This is a genomic window from Fructobacillus sp. EFB-N1, assembly GCF_001038455.1.
Taxonomy (GTDB): Bacteria; Bacillota; Bacilli; order Lactobacillales; family Lactobacillaceae; genus Fructobacillus; species Fructobacillus cardui.
Genome location: NZ_LDUY01000006.1, coordinates 67,525 through 84,228, shown reverse-complemented (window position 1 = coordinate 84,228; position 16,704 = coordinate 67,525). Strand labels below are relative to the sequence as shown.

Sequence of the window (16,704 nt, the reverse complement as noted above, 5' to 3'; positions counted from 1 at the left end):
ACCAGACGCCACTAGAAGTTTTTCGGAGTTGTTCGAATTAAACTTGTAATCTGCCCATTTTTAAAAGCGTTCAGGAAAATAAATTAAAAAAGTATTGAAAAATGAGAAAAGTGTCCGCAAACTCTAATAAAAAGTTGATGTTGAAGAGATAAGTAAGCTTTAGCGGCAAATGATAGAGAGCTGACATTTGGTGAAAGTCGGTTTTGATTAGAAGTTGAAAATGGTCTTGGAGTCGTGTAACGTGGTGAGTTTTATCAAAATCAGCCGCGTTCGGGTGCGCCCGTTACCGCGTTAGAGTATCTCATTTTTTGACGTACTTGTTAAGTGACTAGCAGCGATGCTAGCCAGAATCCGGGTGGTAACACGATTGAATCGTCCCGTAGTCTTTTGTGACTACTGGATTTTTTTATTGTCCTGTATCCAAAACAGCAACAAATACTAAGAAGTCCCGTTTTATCAAAGGAGAAAAAACAATGGCAGAAGTTGAAAGTTTTACATTAGATCACACAGCAGTTAAGGCCCCTTACGTTCGTTTGATTGCCGCCGAACATGGCAACCAGGGCGACATGATTTCTAATTTTGATGTACGCTTGGTCCAGCCAAACGAAAATGCTATCCCCACGGCCGGACTGCACACGATTGAACACCTCCTCGCTGGCCTTTTGCGCGACCACTTAGCCAGTGTCATCGACTGTTCCCCATTTGGTTGCCGGACTGGTTTCCACTTGATTACCTGGGGTAAGCCATCAACGGAGGACGTTGCCATTGCCCTCAAAGAATCTTTAGCAGAAATCAGAGATACCATCGAATGGCAAGACGTTCAGGGCACGGACAAGTTTAGCTGTGGTAACTACTAGGACCACTCCCTATTCTCAGCCAAAAAGTGGTCCGCCGAAATATTAGACCAAGGGATCACTTCTGACCTGGATGTTCGACATGTTGTCTAAGAAACTAATAAAAAGCCAACCCAGAAAACGCTGACACCAAAAAATCACCCCCAGCTCAGCTAGCAAATTTGGATGACCCTCAGTGGCCAGTCAGGAGGACAAGATGAGTCAAAGAGTTGCCATTATCACGGGACCGACCACGGTATCGGCGCTGCGATTGCCAAGCGACTGGCACAGGACAACTTCAAGGTTGGCGTGGCCGAAATTAACCAACAAACAGCCGAAAAAACGGCGGCCGAGATCAACCAAAATCAGGTCGCTAGCGCTAAAGCCTATGTTCTAGATGTTGCCCAGTGCGACCAAGTTTTCGCCCTCCACCACCAAGTCGTTCAAGACCTGGGTGAGATTGATGTTTTCGTTAATAATGCCGGCGTCGCCTATATCGAAACGATTGTTGACAGTGACCCAAAGGAAGTCGAGCGGCTCTTCGACGTCAACCTCAAGGGCACCTACTGGGGCATCCAAGCAGCAGCTAGCCAATTCCAACTTCAGGGACACGGGGGCAAAATTATCAATGCCGCTTCCCTGGCGTCCGGAAGGCTCTACCCTGCAAGGTGCCTATTCGGCTTCAAAGTTTGCAATTCGCGGACTTGGTCAATCGGCGGCGAAGGAATTAACGAAGGATCATATCACGGTTAATGCCTATGATCCTGGCATCGTGATTCCCCCTTACGTGACTACATCAATACTAAAACAACCAGTATCGAAGGAAACACTCCCGCGGCACAGCGACAAAGCGTGATTGATGAAATCGCTTTGGGACGGGCCGCCACATCAGAAGATGTGGCCGATATCGTTTCCTTTTTGGCATCCGACCAAGCCAATTACATCACCGGTCAATCAATTTTGATTGATGGTGGCATGCGCTACCACTGATTTCATTGAAAAATCAGTTCGTTGAACCCAACAAGGAGTGAATAAATGTCTAGAAAATCAAAGTTTATCACCAGTTTCGTGATTTTAATCCTGGCTCTGCTGACCGCCTTTTCTTTCTTCCACGCTTCCGCCCAAGATAAAAACAGTAAAAATATTACTGTTGGTGCCGTTGGTTCCGATGCCAAGGCCTGGCAATACATCGCCAAGTCCGATGCAGCCAAGAGGGCGGGATTAAAAATCACCATCAAAACTTTTACCGATGGCGTTTCCCTCAACCAAGCCACCGAAGATGGCACCATTGATGTCAACGCCTTCCAATCCTATGCCTACTACGTCGCTTATAACCAGACACATAAGTCAAGTAAGCTTGCAGTGCTCGGCAATACCTATTTGGAACCGAGGGGAGTATATTCATCCCACTTATATCAACGTTTTGAGTTTTTTCCTCTACTTTTTCCGCTACTTCTGCTTTTTCAACTAATTAAATTACTCAAGACTTCGCCCGTTTGTTCGCTGGCTTTCTTGGTAATTTCTGCATAAACATTTAACGTGATATTGGCGTCTGCGTGGCCTAAATATGTCTGTACTTGTTTGACTGTTGCCCCTTGTTCTAATGCTAATGTTGTCCACGTATGGCGCAAACCGTGCATGGCTAAACCGTTGGCCACTTTGTAATTATCACTAACCTCATGTAACCACTTATTGGGTCGGAGCGGTTGCAATGGTTTGCCGTTGTTATTGAAAACAAAGCTATCAGGCTCTTTATTCTGGCTTAAATTGTACCAATGCGCCAGCTTTCTAACCATGTCACTAGCTACCTTGATTGTTCTTGTGCTGGTCTCTGACTTCGTGGCCTTGATGTAAGTACCACCATGTAAGCCACGGCCTAGCGCTTGTTCTATGTTGATATAACCGCCATCAAAGTCAATGTGTTTCCACTGCAAGGCAAGAACTTCTTCCGTTCTCATCCCCGTGACGGCTACCAATCTCAAAAGTGTGTAAGCCTGCCTGTTAATCTGGCAGTATTGACCATCTAGCACCTCGATAAACCGCTTGAACTCTTCGGCGTCCATGGCTTTCTTTTTCGTCTGGCTCTTACGTTCTCTTGGCATATCCACCTTAGTGAACGGGTCAACGTCTATCATGTCCATCTTAACGGCCATCTTAGTGAGCTTATTAAAATATCCAACTGCCTTCTTGTAATTAATAAGTTTAACCTGCATTGTGTTAAGATATTGCTGTAAAGATAGCGGGGTTATTTCGTTAACTGGCGTATCGCCCCAATCAGGAAGAATGTAAAGCCTAAAGATTTTCAGTGTCTTGCTTAGTGTACTTTCTTCTACAGTGTTTTGATAGGTTTCTAGCCACATTTCATAGAGCTCCCTGACAGTAAAAACTGTTTTGGGGGCTTTTTCGTTGTATTGACTTTGTCCATTGCCAAACAGTGTTACTTCGTTGTTAAACCATGTTGTCGCCTCACGTCTGCTTGTAAAGCCTCGCTTTTGTACCTTCTTTCTTTTTCCGTTGGGCTGTAGTCCTAAATAGCCGACTACTTCCCACGCTTTGCCTTTCTTGGTTTGCACCTCTTTTAATTGCATATTACTGCCTCCATAGCACCCCAGCTATGTACAAAGGGCAAAATATGGGGATGTCATAAAAAAGGCGTGCGTTCAGAACTTCTAACAGTCCATCAACGTCACGCCCCTTATTTTGCCACCGTTTGACCTTTTGCACAATGCAACAGTTTTTATATTTTCTTAGCTATTCACGGTATAAAACTCTTCAGCTTCTTCAAGTTCTTCATTTGCCACTTTTGGCAAAAGATAACACCAGCCATCACGGCCAATAAAATTGCTATAAACATATTCATTTTTTTACCTTTCTCGTTTGTGCCTTCTGTGTCCTGTTTTGTGTCAACAATAAAACCGCCGTATCCCTTGAGGCTGTAAGTATCACGCTAATTCTGTGCCAAAAAGGCCAAAAAAACGTCACTTCTCCCTTATATACGTATTATTCTCCCTATATACCCTTATATATTTATTATTGTTTTTATTTTACTTATTCATATATATTGACACTTACAACACAAAATATAGATAACTATTAGAGTAACAAGGGTTTTAAGATTTTTGATTTTGGCACTATTTCGGCACAAACCCCTGTTTTAAGCCTTTCTTTTTAACACATTTTTGGCACAAAACGCCCTTAAGTGTACTTTTCTAGGTCTAAACCTAACCAACTTACCTCTGCGTTTATTGTCTTTTGGTCGGGGTGTTCTCGTGTTCTGACCTCTAAAAAGCCTTTTTGTGTCAGAAGTGTGTCGAAAGTTTTTTTGTTCATTTTGGACTCAATTCTGTTATCAATTAGCCAATCACGAAAACGGGCAAAGGCTACTTGTTTCGATATTCCGCCCTTATATCCTTCTGGCGTTTCTTTCTGTGCTTCTTGCAAGTAAGAGGCTACTAGGTCTTGGCTGGTTGCCCAGTCTTGTGTAGCTTCTTCGATTTCGCTGTTGACAGTCAAACGCCCGTTTTCCTTGGCTTTCTTAAAGTCCTCAATACACTCAATGGCAAAGCCTCCCAGTTCTTTGATTGCTTCAGACTCATCCCACAAGGTCGCACGGTACGCCACTTCTTTCGGGTTATCTCGCACCGTTGGGGCAATCACTGGCACAAGGTGCATACGTTGCAACAAAGCGGAACTAACGGCCATCTTGGGCTTGTTGTTGCTGGCAAACATTAGTAAGGCATACAGTTCAACACTGATGGAGTTCACGCCCTTGCCTTCAACTTCCACCAAGTCGCCCCCTGATAAGGTCTTAAGAACGTCTGGCATGTCAATGCGGGTGTCTGGTATGTCCAAATGGATATTCGCTAACTTGTTAATCAGGGCAACCGTACCAAAGCGGGCAGATTTTCCGTTGCTACCCGTTAAGGTGTCGATGTCCTTAGCTGTGATATTGTCTTGACCTATTAGCGGTTTCACAATTTTGTCCACAAAGTAGCTTTTGCCACTGCCTCCCGTCTCATCTAACAAGACAGTGATTGTGTTAAAGGTATGTTGTTCAGGTATGAAAGCATAGCCCAGAATTTCCTTTAAATACTGCCAAGAATTGCCAAACATGTATTTGCCCCAAGTGTTAATGTTTGGGGATGTCTTCCCTGTCTGTGCTTCGATTTTGTGACCATTAATTAAATAATCTTCTGGATTGTTGGCCACCATTTCGCCACTCTTCAGCATATAAGTGCCGTTCTTGAAGGCTACACGGTCGGTCTTTTGCTTTTCAAAGGGGTTATAGCTCTTCTGCGCCTGCACCAGCACCGTCTTAGCCGTGTCTTCCATTTTGCGGACGGTATAAACGTCTTCGGTCTCGAGGTAGTGCATGGCCACCCGCTTTGCTTGCGCTGTCGCTCTTTCCTTTTTGACCTGTTCCCAGTTCACACCGTTAAACATGTAATAATTCATGTCATCGCCAAACGGTGCGACTGTCAGCGGGTTATCTTTTAAAATCTCGTCAGCAAGTCTTAAATAATTGATGGCGGGCGCGCCATTCCCATTGGACGTCAGCCACTTGGGTTTATTCTGCTTAATATTTAAGAACTCTTGTTCTAGTTCTTGTGTGTCAGTCATTATCTGCCTCCTTTCTCTTTGCCTTGGCCGTTTCTCGCTTTAAAACGCTGATATAGACCTTTTCCAGTTCGTTAGAGTCAAGAGGCTGTGAACTTTGATTATTGGCAACCTTGGCCACTTCTAGGGCTGTCCTTGGATGGATAGCATAAGATAATAGCCAACCTATCAAGCTAGTGGCTTGGTCGTTGCGTTGGCCAGTCTCAAAACCGTTGGCAATCATCCCCCAGCGCTCCGCCACACTATAACGGGCATGGCGTTGGTTGTTTGGTTTCTTGCTGTCGGTTTTATCTTGCCCTAATTCGTCCACCCACTGCGGTTTATTCTGGAGTGTTTCAAGTTCAGTGGTTGCTTTGTACTCGTTGCCATCAATTACAGACGGGGCAACAATCACACCGCCACTATTTAACACGTCTAATCCGTCCATAGCGCTTATTATTCGTTGCTTGGTGTCTTTCCCTTCGCCCTGATAGAAAACGTGCCAGCCACCCCCTGCGGTCTTTTCTAGGTAGGTTTCTGATATGGTGGCAGGGTCAACCGCTCGACTCTGTAAGAAGTCTTTTAAGCTGTGCAGGCCGTCTTTTCCATGCTGGTCAACGTCAACCACCACAAGAGGCGAACGGTCTAAGTCAATTCCAACATTACCACCCTTGTATTGGGGGTGTTTTGCCAACCATTCGGCCAATTCTTCCCAGTGATTAAAGCTATTCTTATAGCCACCTTCTTCAGCGTTGTACTTCGTATTAGGTAGTGCCATGTACACATAAGCGCCTAGACCCATGTAGGACTTAATCGCTTTTACTGTGTTGTCATTCATTCAAAGCGCCCCCGGTGTTGTTCAAGGCCTGCTACACGTTTCTGGTAACTCTTAGCGTTGTTCTTCATCATGTTCAGCGTATAAAAATATTCATCACTGTTTACAATCTTGTACACGCCACCGTGAGAGTTTCGCAAACTACCAACCAAATAGCCTTGGTCTGCTAGATGGCTCAAAATCGTGTATAGCCGTCTTTCTGGTATTCCTACCTTCTTGGCCAATGCTGGCACTTTAATAGCGTTCTCTTGTCCTTGAGGCAGTGCCATATAAACTGCCTTTTCTCGGGCTGTTAGTTGGTCTTTATGTCGTACATTCGTCATCTATCAAACCTCCTCAATGTCTGCCGTCAAGTTGGCAATCTGCATATCAACCATGTAAAAAGCCTTGGTATCTGGCTCTAGCGTGCCGATAAGACGCTTTAAAAAGATAAGGTGGTTGCGCAAATGGTCAACAGGGCTGTACTGTCGCCCTTCGATATTCGCCACTTCTGGCGAATAAAAGCCGTTTATTGTTACTGTTTGTGTGTTTTTCATGTTAAAATATAGCCAAATAGCCATTAAAAAAGGCATTGTACTCAAGTCATCCTCTTTGGTCGCCAAACTTTCAGGGGATGTCTTTTTTTGTGCCTTTTTCATGGTCTCTGGCTCTCCTTTCTTAAATATCAGCAAATAACTTTGCTTTGATGTCTTGGTAGTCGTTGCCGTCCAGAAGATATAAGGCTATATGTTGCTTAGCTCGTTCTAGTCGTTCTTTTTGGTCATTATCTAGCGCCTCTTCTGGCTTGTTGACTCCTTTAGCCTTCTTGAGTTGCTTGGGTGTCATCCCCGTGGCGTACTTATAGGCTAGTTGGTGGTAATTGCTGTAAGCGTGCGGGTCGTTAGGTAACTCTGCCTTGATGGTTTCGGCCAAATCAATGTTTGCCCGCTTGTTAATCTCTCGGCTTAGTTTAGCTTGGTCTAATTCCTTTCTCATTTGCATAAACGCAAGAACTAAATCACTCTTAAATTTCACAACCTTAGGGCTGTTTCCTAATAGCGTGATAAAGAAGGTTGCCTGTGCTTCGTTGAGCTTCCAAACCTTTTCAGGTTGCCCCACACCCTTAATACTTACTTTTTCATGAGTAAGTATTCCAAACCTTTTTAAGTCATCCTTATGCTTATAAAACTTATCTCGAACCGACTTATAGTTTTGGTCAACGCTCTCGGCAATAATATTTAATGTTGTGTAAGGTTCCTCTTTCAAGCTCTTGTAATAAACCAGTTCCATGTATTTCCTCCTTCGGTTTGCCGTTTCCTTCTTACTTTTCGTTAGTTCCTAAGTAATAGCCAACCTCTACGCCACCAAGACCCACAACGGCCACAGTGACAAGCGTTGTCAATATATTCCAAACTTCCATATCATCCCCCTTAATGCCATTCTTCAATGGCCTTGCTAATCTCGTCACGGTCGTACAGAACGCCGTAACCTGTGACGTGTCCACGAACTCGGCCAGCCTTAACAAAGTGCCGTTTGAAAGTATTCGACGAACACCCTGCATACTTAGCCGAGTCCTTTAGATTAAGCCAGCGTGGCCACTCTGTGACTGTCTGTGTTGTTTGTTCCATATTCTGTGATTACCTCCTATACATGTTCAGCAAGCCAATTAGATACTCGCTTGTAAATATCAATGCGGACGGCCACGCCATCCTCCTGCCCTTCTATTCTGTTAAGTGTCGGCCGTGATATTCCTAATTGCTTAGCTAGGCTATCCTTGGTTAAGGACAACTCCCCACGCTTTCGCCTAATCGCCTTTTGTGTATCTGGCGTAAGATACTGTAAATGTTGTGTCACCGGTTCACTCCTTTTCTCGTTATGAGAATAATATATAGTCTCATTTTGAGAAAGTCAAGGGGTTTGTCACAAAATGAGAACAGTGCTATTATTTTACTTAGCAAAATGTAAAGGTAAATCTCATGACAACAAATAGAATTAGAGCACTAAGAAACGAAAAAGGATTGACACTAAAAACACTAGGAGAAAAGGTTGGCTTAGCTAGCAACACCCTTTCACAATATGAAACGGGTAAGCGTGAACCAAAACTTACAACATGGAAAAAGCTTGCTGATATTTTTAATTACCCAATACCTTATATTCAAGGGTATCCAAATACGGAGCAATCAAATAGAATCAAGCTCATTTTAGCTAGTAATGATTATGATGAACTAAGTTTGTCTAAAAAAACTAATATTCCCCTGGAATATATACAAAGATTAGAAAAGGGAACAGCAAATATTGTCAGTGCTTACATTCTTGAACTTTCAATATTGTTTGACTTACCAGAGTGGTACCTATCTGGAAAAATAAATCCAGAGGGTGTTGACCCAGACGATGAAGAAAAAGACCCAGAGGCAGAATGGTTTGAGGACTTGCCAGAAGAACAAAAAATAGAAATTACAGAACAAACCGGAGAAACAGCATTAAAAACTATTAGAAGATTAAGAACAATCGGAAATAGCATGGCGCATGGACAACTGAAGTGGCAAGAAAAAAACTACCTCGTTGAGGCTATTCAACTTCTATATGCTAATAAAGAAAATTTGGACACATTGTATAAAATAACTACATTGCTAAATGAAATTGATGTATACCAGCTTAATTTACTGGGACTTAACGACCAAAAAAAGCTAGATGCTCAAGAAAAAATACAAAATATTGTAGAAGACATTTTAAATACAACTAAATCCACTTCTATGAAAGATAGATTTTAAAAATTATATTTTGTATATACAAACTTGTATATTTCTTTAAAAATCATAAAATAAAAAAGCCCACTTGGGCTTTCATGATACAAAGCGTCTTGATTAGTAAGGCATGGACTCCCACTATTTGGGATGAAAGGAAGACAGTATGAACACTAAAGACAAACGATACTTAAACGCCGCTGTGATTGTTGGTATCATTGCGGTTGCAGGCTATACAGTTACTTATTTACTGGGACTGTAACAAGACAAATAAAAAAGCCCTCTTGGGGCTGAAACGATATAAAGCAACAAAGGAGCAACTATGCCTAGTCCAGAGCTACAATTTTTAATATACAAGGCCGATAATGATAGCCAAAAAGTCGATGTCGTAGTTCGTGATGAAACGGTATGGGCTACGCAAAAGGCTATGAGTGAGTTGTTTGGGGTAGGCATTTCTGCCATTAGTAAACACCTAGCTAATATCTTTGAAAGTGGCGAACTCCAAAAAGAGGTGGTTGTTTCCAAAATGGAAAATACCACTCAACACGGCGCAATAGCAGGTAAAGAGCAGACTCACACCGTTACTTACTACAACCTAGACGCCATTATTTCCGTTGGCTACCGTGTGAACTCTCAAAAGGCTACTCGCTTCCGCCAGTGGGCTACGTCAGTACTTAAAGAGTACATGATAAAAGGCTTTGCTATGGACGATGAACGACTTAAGCAAGGCGAACGTTTATTTGCCAAGGACTACTTTAAAGAGCTTCTAGAGCGTGTCCGTTCGATTAGAGCCAGTGAGCGCCGTATTTGGCAACAAGTAACGGATATTTTCGCAGAGATTAGTACCGATTATGACCCCGCCAGTGTGCAAGCTAAGCAGTTCTACGCCACTGTGCAAAATAAGTTCCACTATGCTATTACTGGTCAAACAGCCGCCGAACTAATCTATCACAGTGCCAACCATAATGAGCCTAACATGGGACTGCAGACGTGGAAGAATAGCCCTAATGGTCGAATATTAAAGTCTGATACTTCTATAGCCAAGAATTACCTTAACGAAAAGCAAATCAAGCAGTTAGAGCGTAACGTATCTGGATATTTTGATTATTTAGAAGACCTTATAGAACGGGGTAACGCCTTCACAATGCACGACTTAGCCAATAGTATAGACAAGTTCTTAGCGTTCCGTGATTATAAAGTTCTTGACGGCTATGGGTCTATTTCAATGACAATGGCAAAGAATAAAGCAACAAAAGAATATAAAGCATTTAATCCTACTCAAAAGATTGTGTCCGACTTTGATAAGCAGGTTAAAACATTAAAGCAAGAGCATACAGACTAATATAAATAAATGTTAAAGCACCTTGGCTGTATGTGCCGTGGTGCTTTTTATATTGGGGATGTACACAATTACTACAAAATACTACATACCAAATCCCTATTTTGGGGATGTGGTTTGTCACCGTTTGTGACTTTCCAACTGCACACTTTTTTATTTTGTGTGCACACCTTTTTGCCTAATTCATAGTCTCATATACTGGTAAGACTGAGCTTGAAAATACTAACATTTTCAAGTAAAAAATCTTAGGGTTTCTTAGGGTATATCAAGATAAAAATGTTGACATTTGTTGACATTTTCCTAGCTTAAATTTTTAGTAATTCTGTGCATTCATCCCCAGTAAAAAGCACTATATAACTGCATACCAGCAAGCCTTTAAGCATGTAACCATGTAACTTTTTAGGGTGCAACCTTTTGCAACCATCAGCCAAAAAGGTTGCAACACTTTTTTTGCAACGTTGCAACGATATTTAAGTGCGTTCTTAACCATATAGGCATAGCTATATAAGACTTTCAACACTACAATTTACTGCATTTTAATGCTGGTATTTGCTAGTATTTATGTTAAGAATTGTTAAGGTAAAATGTTGGAATATGTTGTAGTAAATGCTAACATTTGATAACCTAAATGATTGTTTTTTATAACAGGTTTTAACAGGTTTTCATGTTAGGTTTTGTTAGGTTTTTAAGGCAGGTTTTAACAGGTTCATCAGCACAAAAATAGCCCTACTCGTTTGAGTAAGGCTTTTTTATGTAACGTTGCCAATTCTGGCAATGTTTCCAAACTACTTGGGAACGGTCTAAATTAAACTTAGGGGGTCGCGTTTTGCTACCCCCCTATGTCGGCCTAGGTTTAATCTAGGGCGCTATTGTGTCTATTCTGCCACTTTTGGCAGAAAGCTTGGGTACCGTTTTGTTCTGTCAGGTCAAAATACAAGTGTAGGCACACCTACGCCTGTCAAAGGGGTGTCTATTTTGGACACTCCTTTTTGTTTTCGCCAATTCTGGCAATGTTTCCCCGCTGTTGGGGAACGGTCTAAGTTTAATCTAGGTCGGTGTTTTGCCGACTCAGGGCAAAAGCTGGGGTCGCGTTTTGCTACCCTAACCAATTTATGCAACGTCTGTTGTTTAATTGTTATCTGTCCCGACTTTATCTCGGTGCAGGTTTGAACATTTGCGCCACTTTAGGCGAAAGCGTCAGCAAGTCACGGACTCCCTCATTTTAAAAAGTCGCTAAAGACCCGACTAAAATCGCTCTGTAATTTTATAAAATGCCTGTTTAATAGGCTTTTAGCGGGTGTACCCCCCTACCCTAAATATTTTAAAAATTGAACTTTTACACAAGACGACGATATGTGAGCGTTCTCTTGTGTTCGCAACCATAGGGGGGGCTATTCAGCAAAATAAGCGCCTCTCACGTCCGTTTTGTGTCGCTTTAATACAATCATACTAGAACAAACAAAAAATCCTCCACGGGCTTTATATGGCTCATTTATAAAATATGTTGTTTTAGCTAATCTGTTTAATTCGTTCTGGCTGTTCTATCGACTTGGCTAACCTGTTCAGTTCGTTATTGACCTCTTGTATCACAGCAGTAGGCGCGACTATGTTGTAATACTCGCCGAATGGTTTGCGGTGCTTGTAATGGTCGTGTTCCATCTTGACAATTTCAGGCGGTAGCGTTGCTGTGTAGTCGTCAAACACTCGGCGTACTTCTACCCAAAAATTATAGTTTTCTTCAGCGTAACGATTTCTAAAATGTCCGCCTTCTTCTTGATTTAAATACTCAAGACCCTTTAACGCCCAATCAGCATAGCCTGTAAAGTAATGTCCGATTATATGCCTTTGCTTCATGTCATCCCCCACAAGTGCTTTTAAGACAATTATACAGGAAGACCTGACGCACTAAATCAGTGCACCAGCGTACTTACAAGTACGGAGGTCTGTAGGTGCGTGGATGTAACCACACAGCAAATATAACAGGCGTACCACAAGGTACGGTTGTTAGTTGTCCACTACTGGACAATACAAAAATATCCGCTACTTTTCCGCTACAGTTTTAAGCCGTGTTGTTGTTCATTATCTGCGGTACTGATTCGGTACTTCTGGCGTTTTCTGTCCGTTTATCTGCTTTTATCCGCTACTTTTTGCGTATTTTGGCATATTTTGGACAAAATAAAAACGGCTATAAAAGCCGTCACATTGCTAGGGTGCAAGTGTTTTTTATCCTCTAATTTATCCGCTACTTTTTCCGCTACTTTTGTTGATTGTCAGTGACGGTCAGTGACGGTCAAAAAATCAAAATAGCTTAAGACTGGGATTTTTGACGCCTCTTGACGTCTCCTGATGTTACCAATGGACTCGAGGGGAGTCGAACCCCTGTCCAAGCCGACCGCCACACTAGCGTCTACATTCATAGGGCAATGATTAATACCACAGCCAAAGCAGTCATTGTCCAGAACTTGACTCTGACTGGGAACCTAATTGATTTAAACTTAACCGTGCAGGCATCACCATTAAGCCGATCTGACCATTTATTAAACCAAGACCACCATGTCAGCCTAACAATCTTGGCTACGAATCACTGGTTTTTAGGCAGCGACAGCGTAAGAGTTATTGTTTTTTGCAGTTAAATGTCTGCCCGCTTTACGCCCGGATGGCGGAATGCAGCTAATGCTCGTAACAGCCTGTCGAATTCCAAGACGAGCCCAAAACAAAAAGCCGAGGAAAACCCTTCAGCTTCTATTATAGCAAAAACTTCATCGAGTATCAGTCAATTCCGTTTTTCTTGTTGCGCTTCATCAGTAAAATCAGTCCAAAGGTTGCCGAAATCATTCCTATTGCAAGCGCTTCTAGATTATTCGAACGTGTTTGATGCTTACCTGTTTGTGGTAATACACTTGGTGTTTTTGGTGTAGCATTTACCAAATAGTCAGACACATTAACCTGACTAGGAACCACATTAGCTGTATTCGTTCCTGAATCCTGATTTGTCACGTGACGATTACTACTTGTCGTTGTTCCTGAACCCTGATTTGTATTGGATGTTGACGTATCATCCCCTGAAACAGTGACCGTTACTTTTTGAGTATAGACATTACCACTACCATCTGTATAAGAATAAGTGATTGGGTAGGTTCCAGGCTTTGTGGTATCAACATTACCGGTAACGGTAACTTTGCTAAAGTCTACAGGTTGACCAGTTGCATCCGTTGCACCTGAGAAGTTGTCTGCTGGAGTCCACTTTGTATTTGGCCCAGCAATCAAGGTAGTATCTTTAGCTGCCACACCACCTTTGCTGGCAACAACCGTCACATTAATTGTCTTTGTAAAAGGAGTCCCCTGGCTATCCGTGTAAGTATAAGTGATTGGATAAACCCCTGGCGTTTTGGCGTCAACTGTTCCCGACGTTTGAACTTGAGAAAAATCAACCGAATTACCGTGTTCATCAGTAGCAGTCAAGAAATTATCTTTTGCTGACCACTGAGCCGTAGGGCCGGCAACAATCGTACTATCAGCAGCATTAATACTTCCTTGGCTAGCCAACACGGTAATTGTAGCAGGAGTACTATGATAGTGCCTTTGCTGATCAGTATAGCTATATGTGACTTGGTAAGTACCAGGCTTTTGCGGATTTACACTGCCAGAAACCTGGACTTGGTCAATTGACAGTGGCTTGCCATCGGCATCAATCCCCGTTTGCAAATTATCGCTTGGCTGCCATGTTGTCTTTAGTCCGGCAATTAAAGTACTGTTTTTCGCTTGTAGCTGTGTCTGATTATCTTCAACGGTAACATTTGCGACTACGTTGAAGGACTTTCCTTGACCATCCGTATAGCTATAGGTAACTGGGTAAACGCCAAGCTTGCTGGTATCGACATCCCCAGAAACACTGATTTTACTAATATCGACTGGATTGCCATATTCGTCCTTAGCAGCCGTTACATTATCAGCTGGTTTCCAACTGTCATTAACAAAAATAGTGCTATCTTTAACAGTCAAAGCGCTCTGATTATTAATAACCGTCACAGTCACTGGCTGCGAATATGGATTACCGCTAGCATCCGTGTAGCTATAGGTAAGCGGATATACTCCCGGAGTGCTGGTGTCAACACTGCCCGAAACTTGGACCTTACTCAAATCAAGTACGTTGCCGTTTTCATCAGTAGCACTGACAACGTTGTCACTTGTATTCCACTTCGAGTTGACAAAGATTGTACTACTCTTGGCCACCAAACTACTCTTTTCTTGCACCACGGTGACATTGGCCGTCTTTGTAACAGTCTTGCCACTTGTATCGGTATAAGTATAGGTAATTGGGTAGATTCCTGGGTCCGTAGTCTTCACCGAACCACTAACCTGAACTTTACTCAAATCAACAGCTGAGCCATTTTGATCCACAGCACTCAAAAAGTTTTGGCTAGCAGACCATTGTGCCGTAGGACCAGCAACAATCGTGCTGTCTTGGACGTTCAGTGTCGTCTGGCCAAGAATTTTATCATAAACAACGTTATAGACAAGTTGACCAGAATCATTCGTAACAGTTATTGGTGAAAAATAGTTAGTTTGATTACCTTCCATGGTATAACCGGCAATAGTTGGTGCCGTTACCGAAGCAAAATTGTTACTATTAGTCCCGCTGGCCAACTGCCAATCCGTATACGTTGGTTGACCATTGACTAACGTTCCCTGACGGCGATAAATGGCCGACTGGACGGTTGATGAGGCAATCTTATTGCCACTTTTATCAACATAGTTGATTGTTCGCGAAATTGTGTTATTCTGTGCTGGGTCAAAAGTAAATGAGTCAACCGAAACAGTTTGTAAGTTGGTAGCTATTCCAGTTGATGCTCCAATTGATAGTGCTAATGGATCTTGGAAATCGGTCACCGGAATAGTAAATGTTTGGCCCAGGTAATTCAGTCCCATATGTCCATTTCCGTCATAGGTTACCGTAAATGGTATGTCCTGACCTGCTACATTGTATTTGGCAGGATCCAAGTCTAAAAAGCCACCATCGTAGCGAAAATTACTATCTTGTCCAGTTTGGTCAACATCGCTGTGGAAGCCGGAAACATAAGAGTCACCCTTACCATCCCCGTGGTCACCAGCATTAAGTGTCCAGGTATCAAAAATAAAGCCAGTTGAGGTTGGCAGCCCCATGACACTAATTCCGCCACCCACAGAACCAATTTGCCCAACAGATCCATGGTGAAAGGCAATTCCAATCCCGTCACCGCCCTGAGCACCTTGCAACTTGTTACCTAGGTTAATCTTTCCGTTCAACACGAAAGCATCATTAGCGTTAATTTTGGTATTAAGAGTAATATTACCTTCAACGAAATCCTTATTAGTCGTTAAAATAGCAGTGTTTGTATTAGTATCATAGGTTGCGGCGCCATTGATTTTAAACCACTGCAAAAAATTATCCTTAGTAACTGTCACTGACAAATGATCATTGGTTACCGATTGGGTTGTGCCTTGAGTCAAATTAGCACCCAATAAGACGGTATTAATAGTTGTAGAATCTGTTGCTTCGCGCAAATCCAATGTTTGTTCTGTAGCTTGACTTTGACTGCCTTGATTGCTGCCACTGGTTGTATCAGTGGTGCTTCCAGTTTTTTGGCTTTGTGACTGAGTAGCGCTACTAGTGCTGGTACTTTGTGATTGCGTGCCACTTTCAGTGCTGGTACTTTGTGACTGATTGTTATTGGCTGTCGAACTGCTTGTATTATTTGCAGCCTGGCTCTGATTTTGAGCAGTCGTTGCCTCCTGTGACGTCGCCGTTTGCTGCTTGCTTTGGCCACCACTAGCACTAACTGACGTTTGTTGTGTACTGGCGCTTTGTGATGCGACACTTTGATTATTAGTGCTTGTCGGATTTAGTCCTTGCGCAGCAATACTCTGAGGCTTTAGTCCCTGCGCAACCGAGCTTTGACTACCTGTGCTCTGATTATTTGTTATCTGTGAACTAGCAGTCTGACTTTGTTGACTTGTGGACTCATTTGTATCTGTTGTTTTTTCTATTGTTTGAGAACTAGAAACATCATCGGCTTGAGCCTGCTGAAGAGCGCCTTCTACGGCCACCATACTAACACCCACTAAAGCTGTTACCCATAATTTCTTAGCCTTATATAATTTGTATGTTTGTTTTTTGTTCATAGCTCAGTCTCCCTTTAGGGAAAATAATAACATTTTTATTTTTATATTTCAATTGCATTTCTTTTTAATTACTTTTAATGAAGATGTATTCTAATTTAATATTTAGGACAAAAATTGTCCTTCTGATTATTTGGTCTATATTTTAATAATGCGGTACACGATTGATTTAGTCGCTGGGTGAGCCAAGAATAATTCAGTAAAAAAGCCCAGTACTGA

At 42.4% G+C, this 16,704-nt stretch carries 14 protein-coding genes, 1 other RNA gene, 2 pseudogenes and 1 other annotated feature; of the genes and pseudogenes, 6 read left to right on the top strand and 11 right to left on the bottom strand.

The window, feature by feature from the left end; genetic code table 11:
• Positions 1 to 131: 131 nt before the first annotated feature.
• Positions 132 to 383, top strand: a binding site (T-box leader).
• Between the two features lie 90 nt (positions 384 to 473).
• The 4 genes and pseudogenes from FEFB_RS02250 to FEFB_RS08420 all read left to right on the top strand — a co-directional run bounded on the left by FEFB_RS02250 (position 474) and on the right by FEFB_RS08420 (position 2,363).
• Positions 474 to 947, top strand: a pseudogene (locus FEFB_RS02250) (S-ribosylhomocysteine lyase).
• Positions 948 to 1,019: 72 nt separating this feature from the next.
• Positions 1,020 to 1,689: pseudogene (locus FEFB_RS02245) on the top strand (SDR family NAD(P)-dependent oxidoreductase).
• Positions 1,686 to 1,823 carry an SDR family oxidoreductase gene (locus FEFB_RS09140; protein ID WP_338346923.1) on the top strand — a complete coding sequence of 46 codons (138 nt, stop codon included), beginning with the start codon at positions 1,686 to 1,688 and terminating at the stop codon, positions 1,821 to 1,823. The pseudogene FEFB_RS02245 and the gene FEFB_RS09140 overlap by 4 nt, the downstream one beginning before the upstream one ends.
• Before the next feature lie 45 nt (positions 1,824 to 1,868).
• On the top strand, positions 1,869 to 2,363 hold the full coding sequence (locus FEFB_RS08420) for a MetQ/NlpA family ABC transporter substrate-binding protein (RefSeq protein WP_082131889.1): 495 nt from the start codon (positions 1,869 to 1,871) through the stop codon (positions 2,361 to 2,363).
• On the opposite strand, the gene FEFB_RS02235 is transcribed toward FEFB_RS08420, so the two are convergent.
• The 8 genes from FEFB_RS02235 to FEFB_RS02200 form a co-directional block, all read right to left on the bottom strand.
• Positions 2,297 to 3,421 (bottom strand): site-specific integrase, encoded by a 1,125-nt coding sequence (locus tag FEFB_RS02235; protein WP_047974622.1) that lies wholly within the window; start codon positions 3,419 to 3,421, stop codon positions 2,297 to 2,299. The two genes, FEFB_RS08420 and FEFB_RS02235, sit on opposite strands and share 67 nt — an antisense overlap.
• Positions 3,422 to 4,028: 607 nt before the next feature.
• Entirely contained in the window at positions 4,029 to 5,453 is a 1,425-nt protein-coding gene (locus FEFB_RS02230; protein ID WP_047974621.1) for a DUF5906 domain-containing protein, read from the bottom strand.
• The gene (locus FEFB_RS02225; RefSeq protein WP_053068921.1) at positions 5,446 to 6,267 is read right to left on the bottom strand and encodes a bifunctional DNA primase/polymerase; all 822 of its coding nucleotides are present in this window, start codon (positions 6,265 to 6,267) and stop codon (positions 5,446 to 5,448) included. Before FEFB_RS02225 ends, FEFB_RS02230 begins: the two co-directional genes overlap by 8 nt.
• On the bottom strand, positions 6,264 to 6,587 hold the full coding sequence (locus tag FEFB_RS02220) for a hypothetical protein (protein ID WP_047974620.1): 324 nt from the start codon (positions 6,585 to 6,587) through the stop codon (positions 6,264 to 6,266). The genes FEFB_RS02225 and FEFB_RS02220 overlap by 4 nt, the downstream gene beginning before the upstream one ends.
• A 3-nt stretch (positions 6,588 to 6,590) precedes the next feature.
• A complete protein-coding gene (locus FEFB_RS02215) occupies positions 6,591 to 6,902 on the bottom strand; it encodes a hypothetical protein (protein WP_235271949.1) in 312 nt (103 codons plus the stop codon).
• Positions 6,903 to 6,921: 19 nt separating this feature from the next.
• On the bottom strand, positions 6,922 to 7,533 hold the full coding sequence (locus FEFB_RS02210) for a Rha family transcriptional regulator (protein WP_047974619.1): 612 nt from the start codon (positions 7,531 to 7,533) through the stop codon (positions 6,922 to 6,924).
• Between the two features lie 140 nt (positions 7,534 to 7,673).
• The gene (locus tag FEFB_RS02205; protein WP_047974618.1) at positions 7,674 to 7,871 is read right to left on the bottom strand and encodes a hypothetical protein; all 198 of its coding nucleotides are present in this window, start codon (positions 7,869 to 7,871) and stop codon (positions 7,674 to 7,676) included.
• A 16-nt stretch (positions 7,872 to 7,887) separates the two neighbouring features.
• Positions 7,888 to 8,097, bottom strand: coding sequence for a helix-turn-helix transcriptional regulator (locus FEFB_RS02200; RefSeq protein WP_047974617.1), 210 nt, complete (start codon positions 8,095 to 8,097; stop codon positions 7,888 to 7,890).
• 122 nt (positions 8,098 to 8,219) lie between these two features.
• Between FEFB_RS02200 and FEFB_RS08415 the strand changes: the two genes are divergently transcribed.
• Both FEFB_RS08415 and FEFB_RS02190 read left to right on the top strand, forming a co-directional pair.
• Positions 8,220 to 9,014: a helix-turn-helix transcriptional regulator gene (locus FEFB_RS08415; protein ID WP_082131888.1), complete on the top strand. Its 795-nt coding sequence runs from the start codon at positions 8,220 to 8,222 to the stop codon at positions 9,012 to 9,014.
• 295 nt (positions 9,015 to 9,309) lie between these two features.
• Entirely contained in the window at positions 9,310 to 10,329 is a 1,020-nt protein-coding gene (locus FEFB_RS02190) for a virulence RhuM family protein (RefSeq protein WP_047974616.1), read from the top strand.
• A gap of 1,506 nt (positions 10,330 to 11,835) precedes the next feature.
• On the opposite strand, the gene FEFB_RS02185 is transcribed toward FEFB_RS02190, so the two are convergent.
• From FEFB_RS02185 to FEFB_RS08210, 3 genes are all read right to left on the bottom strand, one after another.
• Positions 11,836 to 12,180 (bottom strand): hypothetical protein, encoded by a 345-nt coding sequence (locus tag FEFB_RS02185; protein WP_047974615.1) that lies wholly within the window; start codon positions 12,178 to 12,180, stop codon positions 11,836 to 11,838.
• Between the two features lie 499 nt (positions 12,181 to 12,679).
• Positions 12,680 to 13,036: a transfer-messenger RNA gene (gene ssrA, locus FEFB_RS08410) on the bottom strand.
• A 59-nt stretch (positions 13,037 to 13,095) separates the two neighbouring features.
• Positions 13,096 to 16,488 (bottom strand): bacterial Ig-like domain-containing protein, encoded by a 3,393-nt coding sequence (locus tag FEFB_RS08210; RefSeq protein ID WP_053068920.1) that lies wholly within the window; start codon positions 16,486 to 16,488, stop codon positions 13,096 to 13,098.
• Positions 16,489 to 16,704 lie beyond the last annotated feature (216 nt).

Bases quoted from the DNA above. Each gene is read 5' to 3' on its own strand.
- FEFB_RS08420 (WP_082131889.1), top strand. From the start codon at position 1,869: ATGTCTAGAAAATCAAAGTTTATCACCAGTTTCGTGATTTTAATCCTG.
- FEFB_RS02235 (WP_047974622.1), bottom strand. From the start codon at position 3,421: ATGCAATTAAAAGAGGTGCAAACCAAGAAAGGCAAAGCGTGGGAAGTA.
- FEFB_RS02230 (WP_047974621.1), bottom strand. From the start codon at position 5,453: ATGACTGACACACAAGAACTAGAACAAGAGTTCTTAAATATTAAGCAG.
- FEFB_RS02225 (WP_053068921.1), bottom strand. From the start codon at position 6,267: ATGAATGACAACACAGTAAAAGCGATTAAGTCCTACATGGGTCTAGGC.
- FEFB_RS02220 (WP_047974620.1), bottom strand. From the start codon at position 6,587: ATGACGAATGTACGACATAAAGACCAACTAACAGCCCGAGAAAAGGCA.
- FEFB_RS02215 (WP_235271949.1), bottom strand. From the start codon at position 6,902: ATGAAAAAGGCACAAAAAAAGACATCCCCTGAAAGTTTGGCGACCAAA.
- FEFB_RS02210 (WP_047974619.1), bottom strand. From the start codon at position 7,533: ATGGAACTGGTTTATTACAAGAGCTTGAAAGAGGAACCTTACACAACA.
- FEFB_RS02205 (WP_047974618.1), bottom strand. From the start codon at position 7,871: ATGGAACAAACAACACAGACAGTCACAGAGTGGCCACGCTGGCTTAAT.
- FEFB_RS08415 (WP_082131888.1), top strand. From the start codon at position 8,220: ATGACAACAAATAGAATTAGAGCACTAAGAAACGAAAAAGGATTGACA.
- FEFB_RS02190 (WP_047974616.1), top strand. From the start codon at position 9,310: ATGCCTAGTCCAGAGCTACAATTTTTAATATACAAGGCCGATAATGAT.
- FEFB_RS02185 (WP_047974615.1), bottom strand. From the start codon at position 12,180: ATGAAGCAAAGGCATATAATCGGACATTACTTTACAGGCTATGCTGAT.
- FEFB_RS08210 (WP_053068920.1), bottom strand. From the start codon at position 16,488: ATGAACAAAAAACAAACATACAAATTATATAAGGCTAAGAAATTATGG.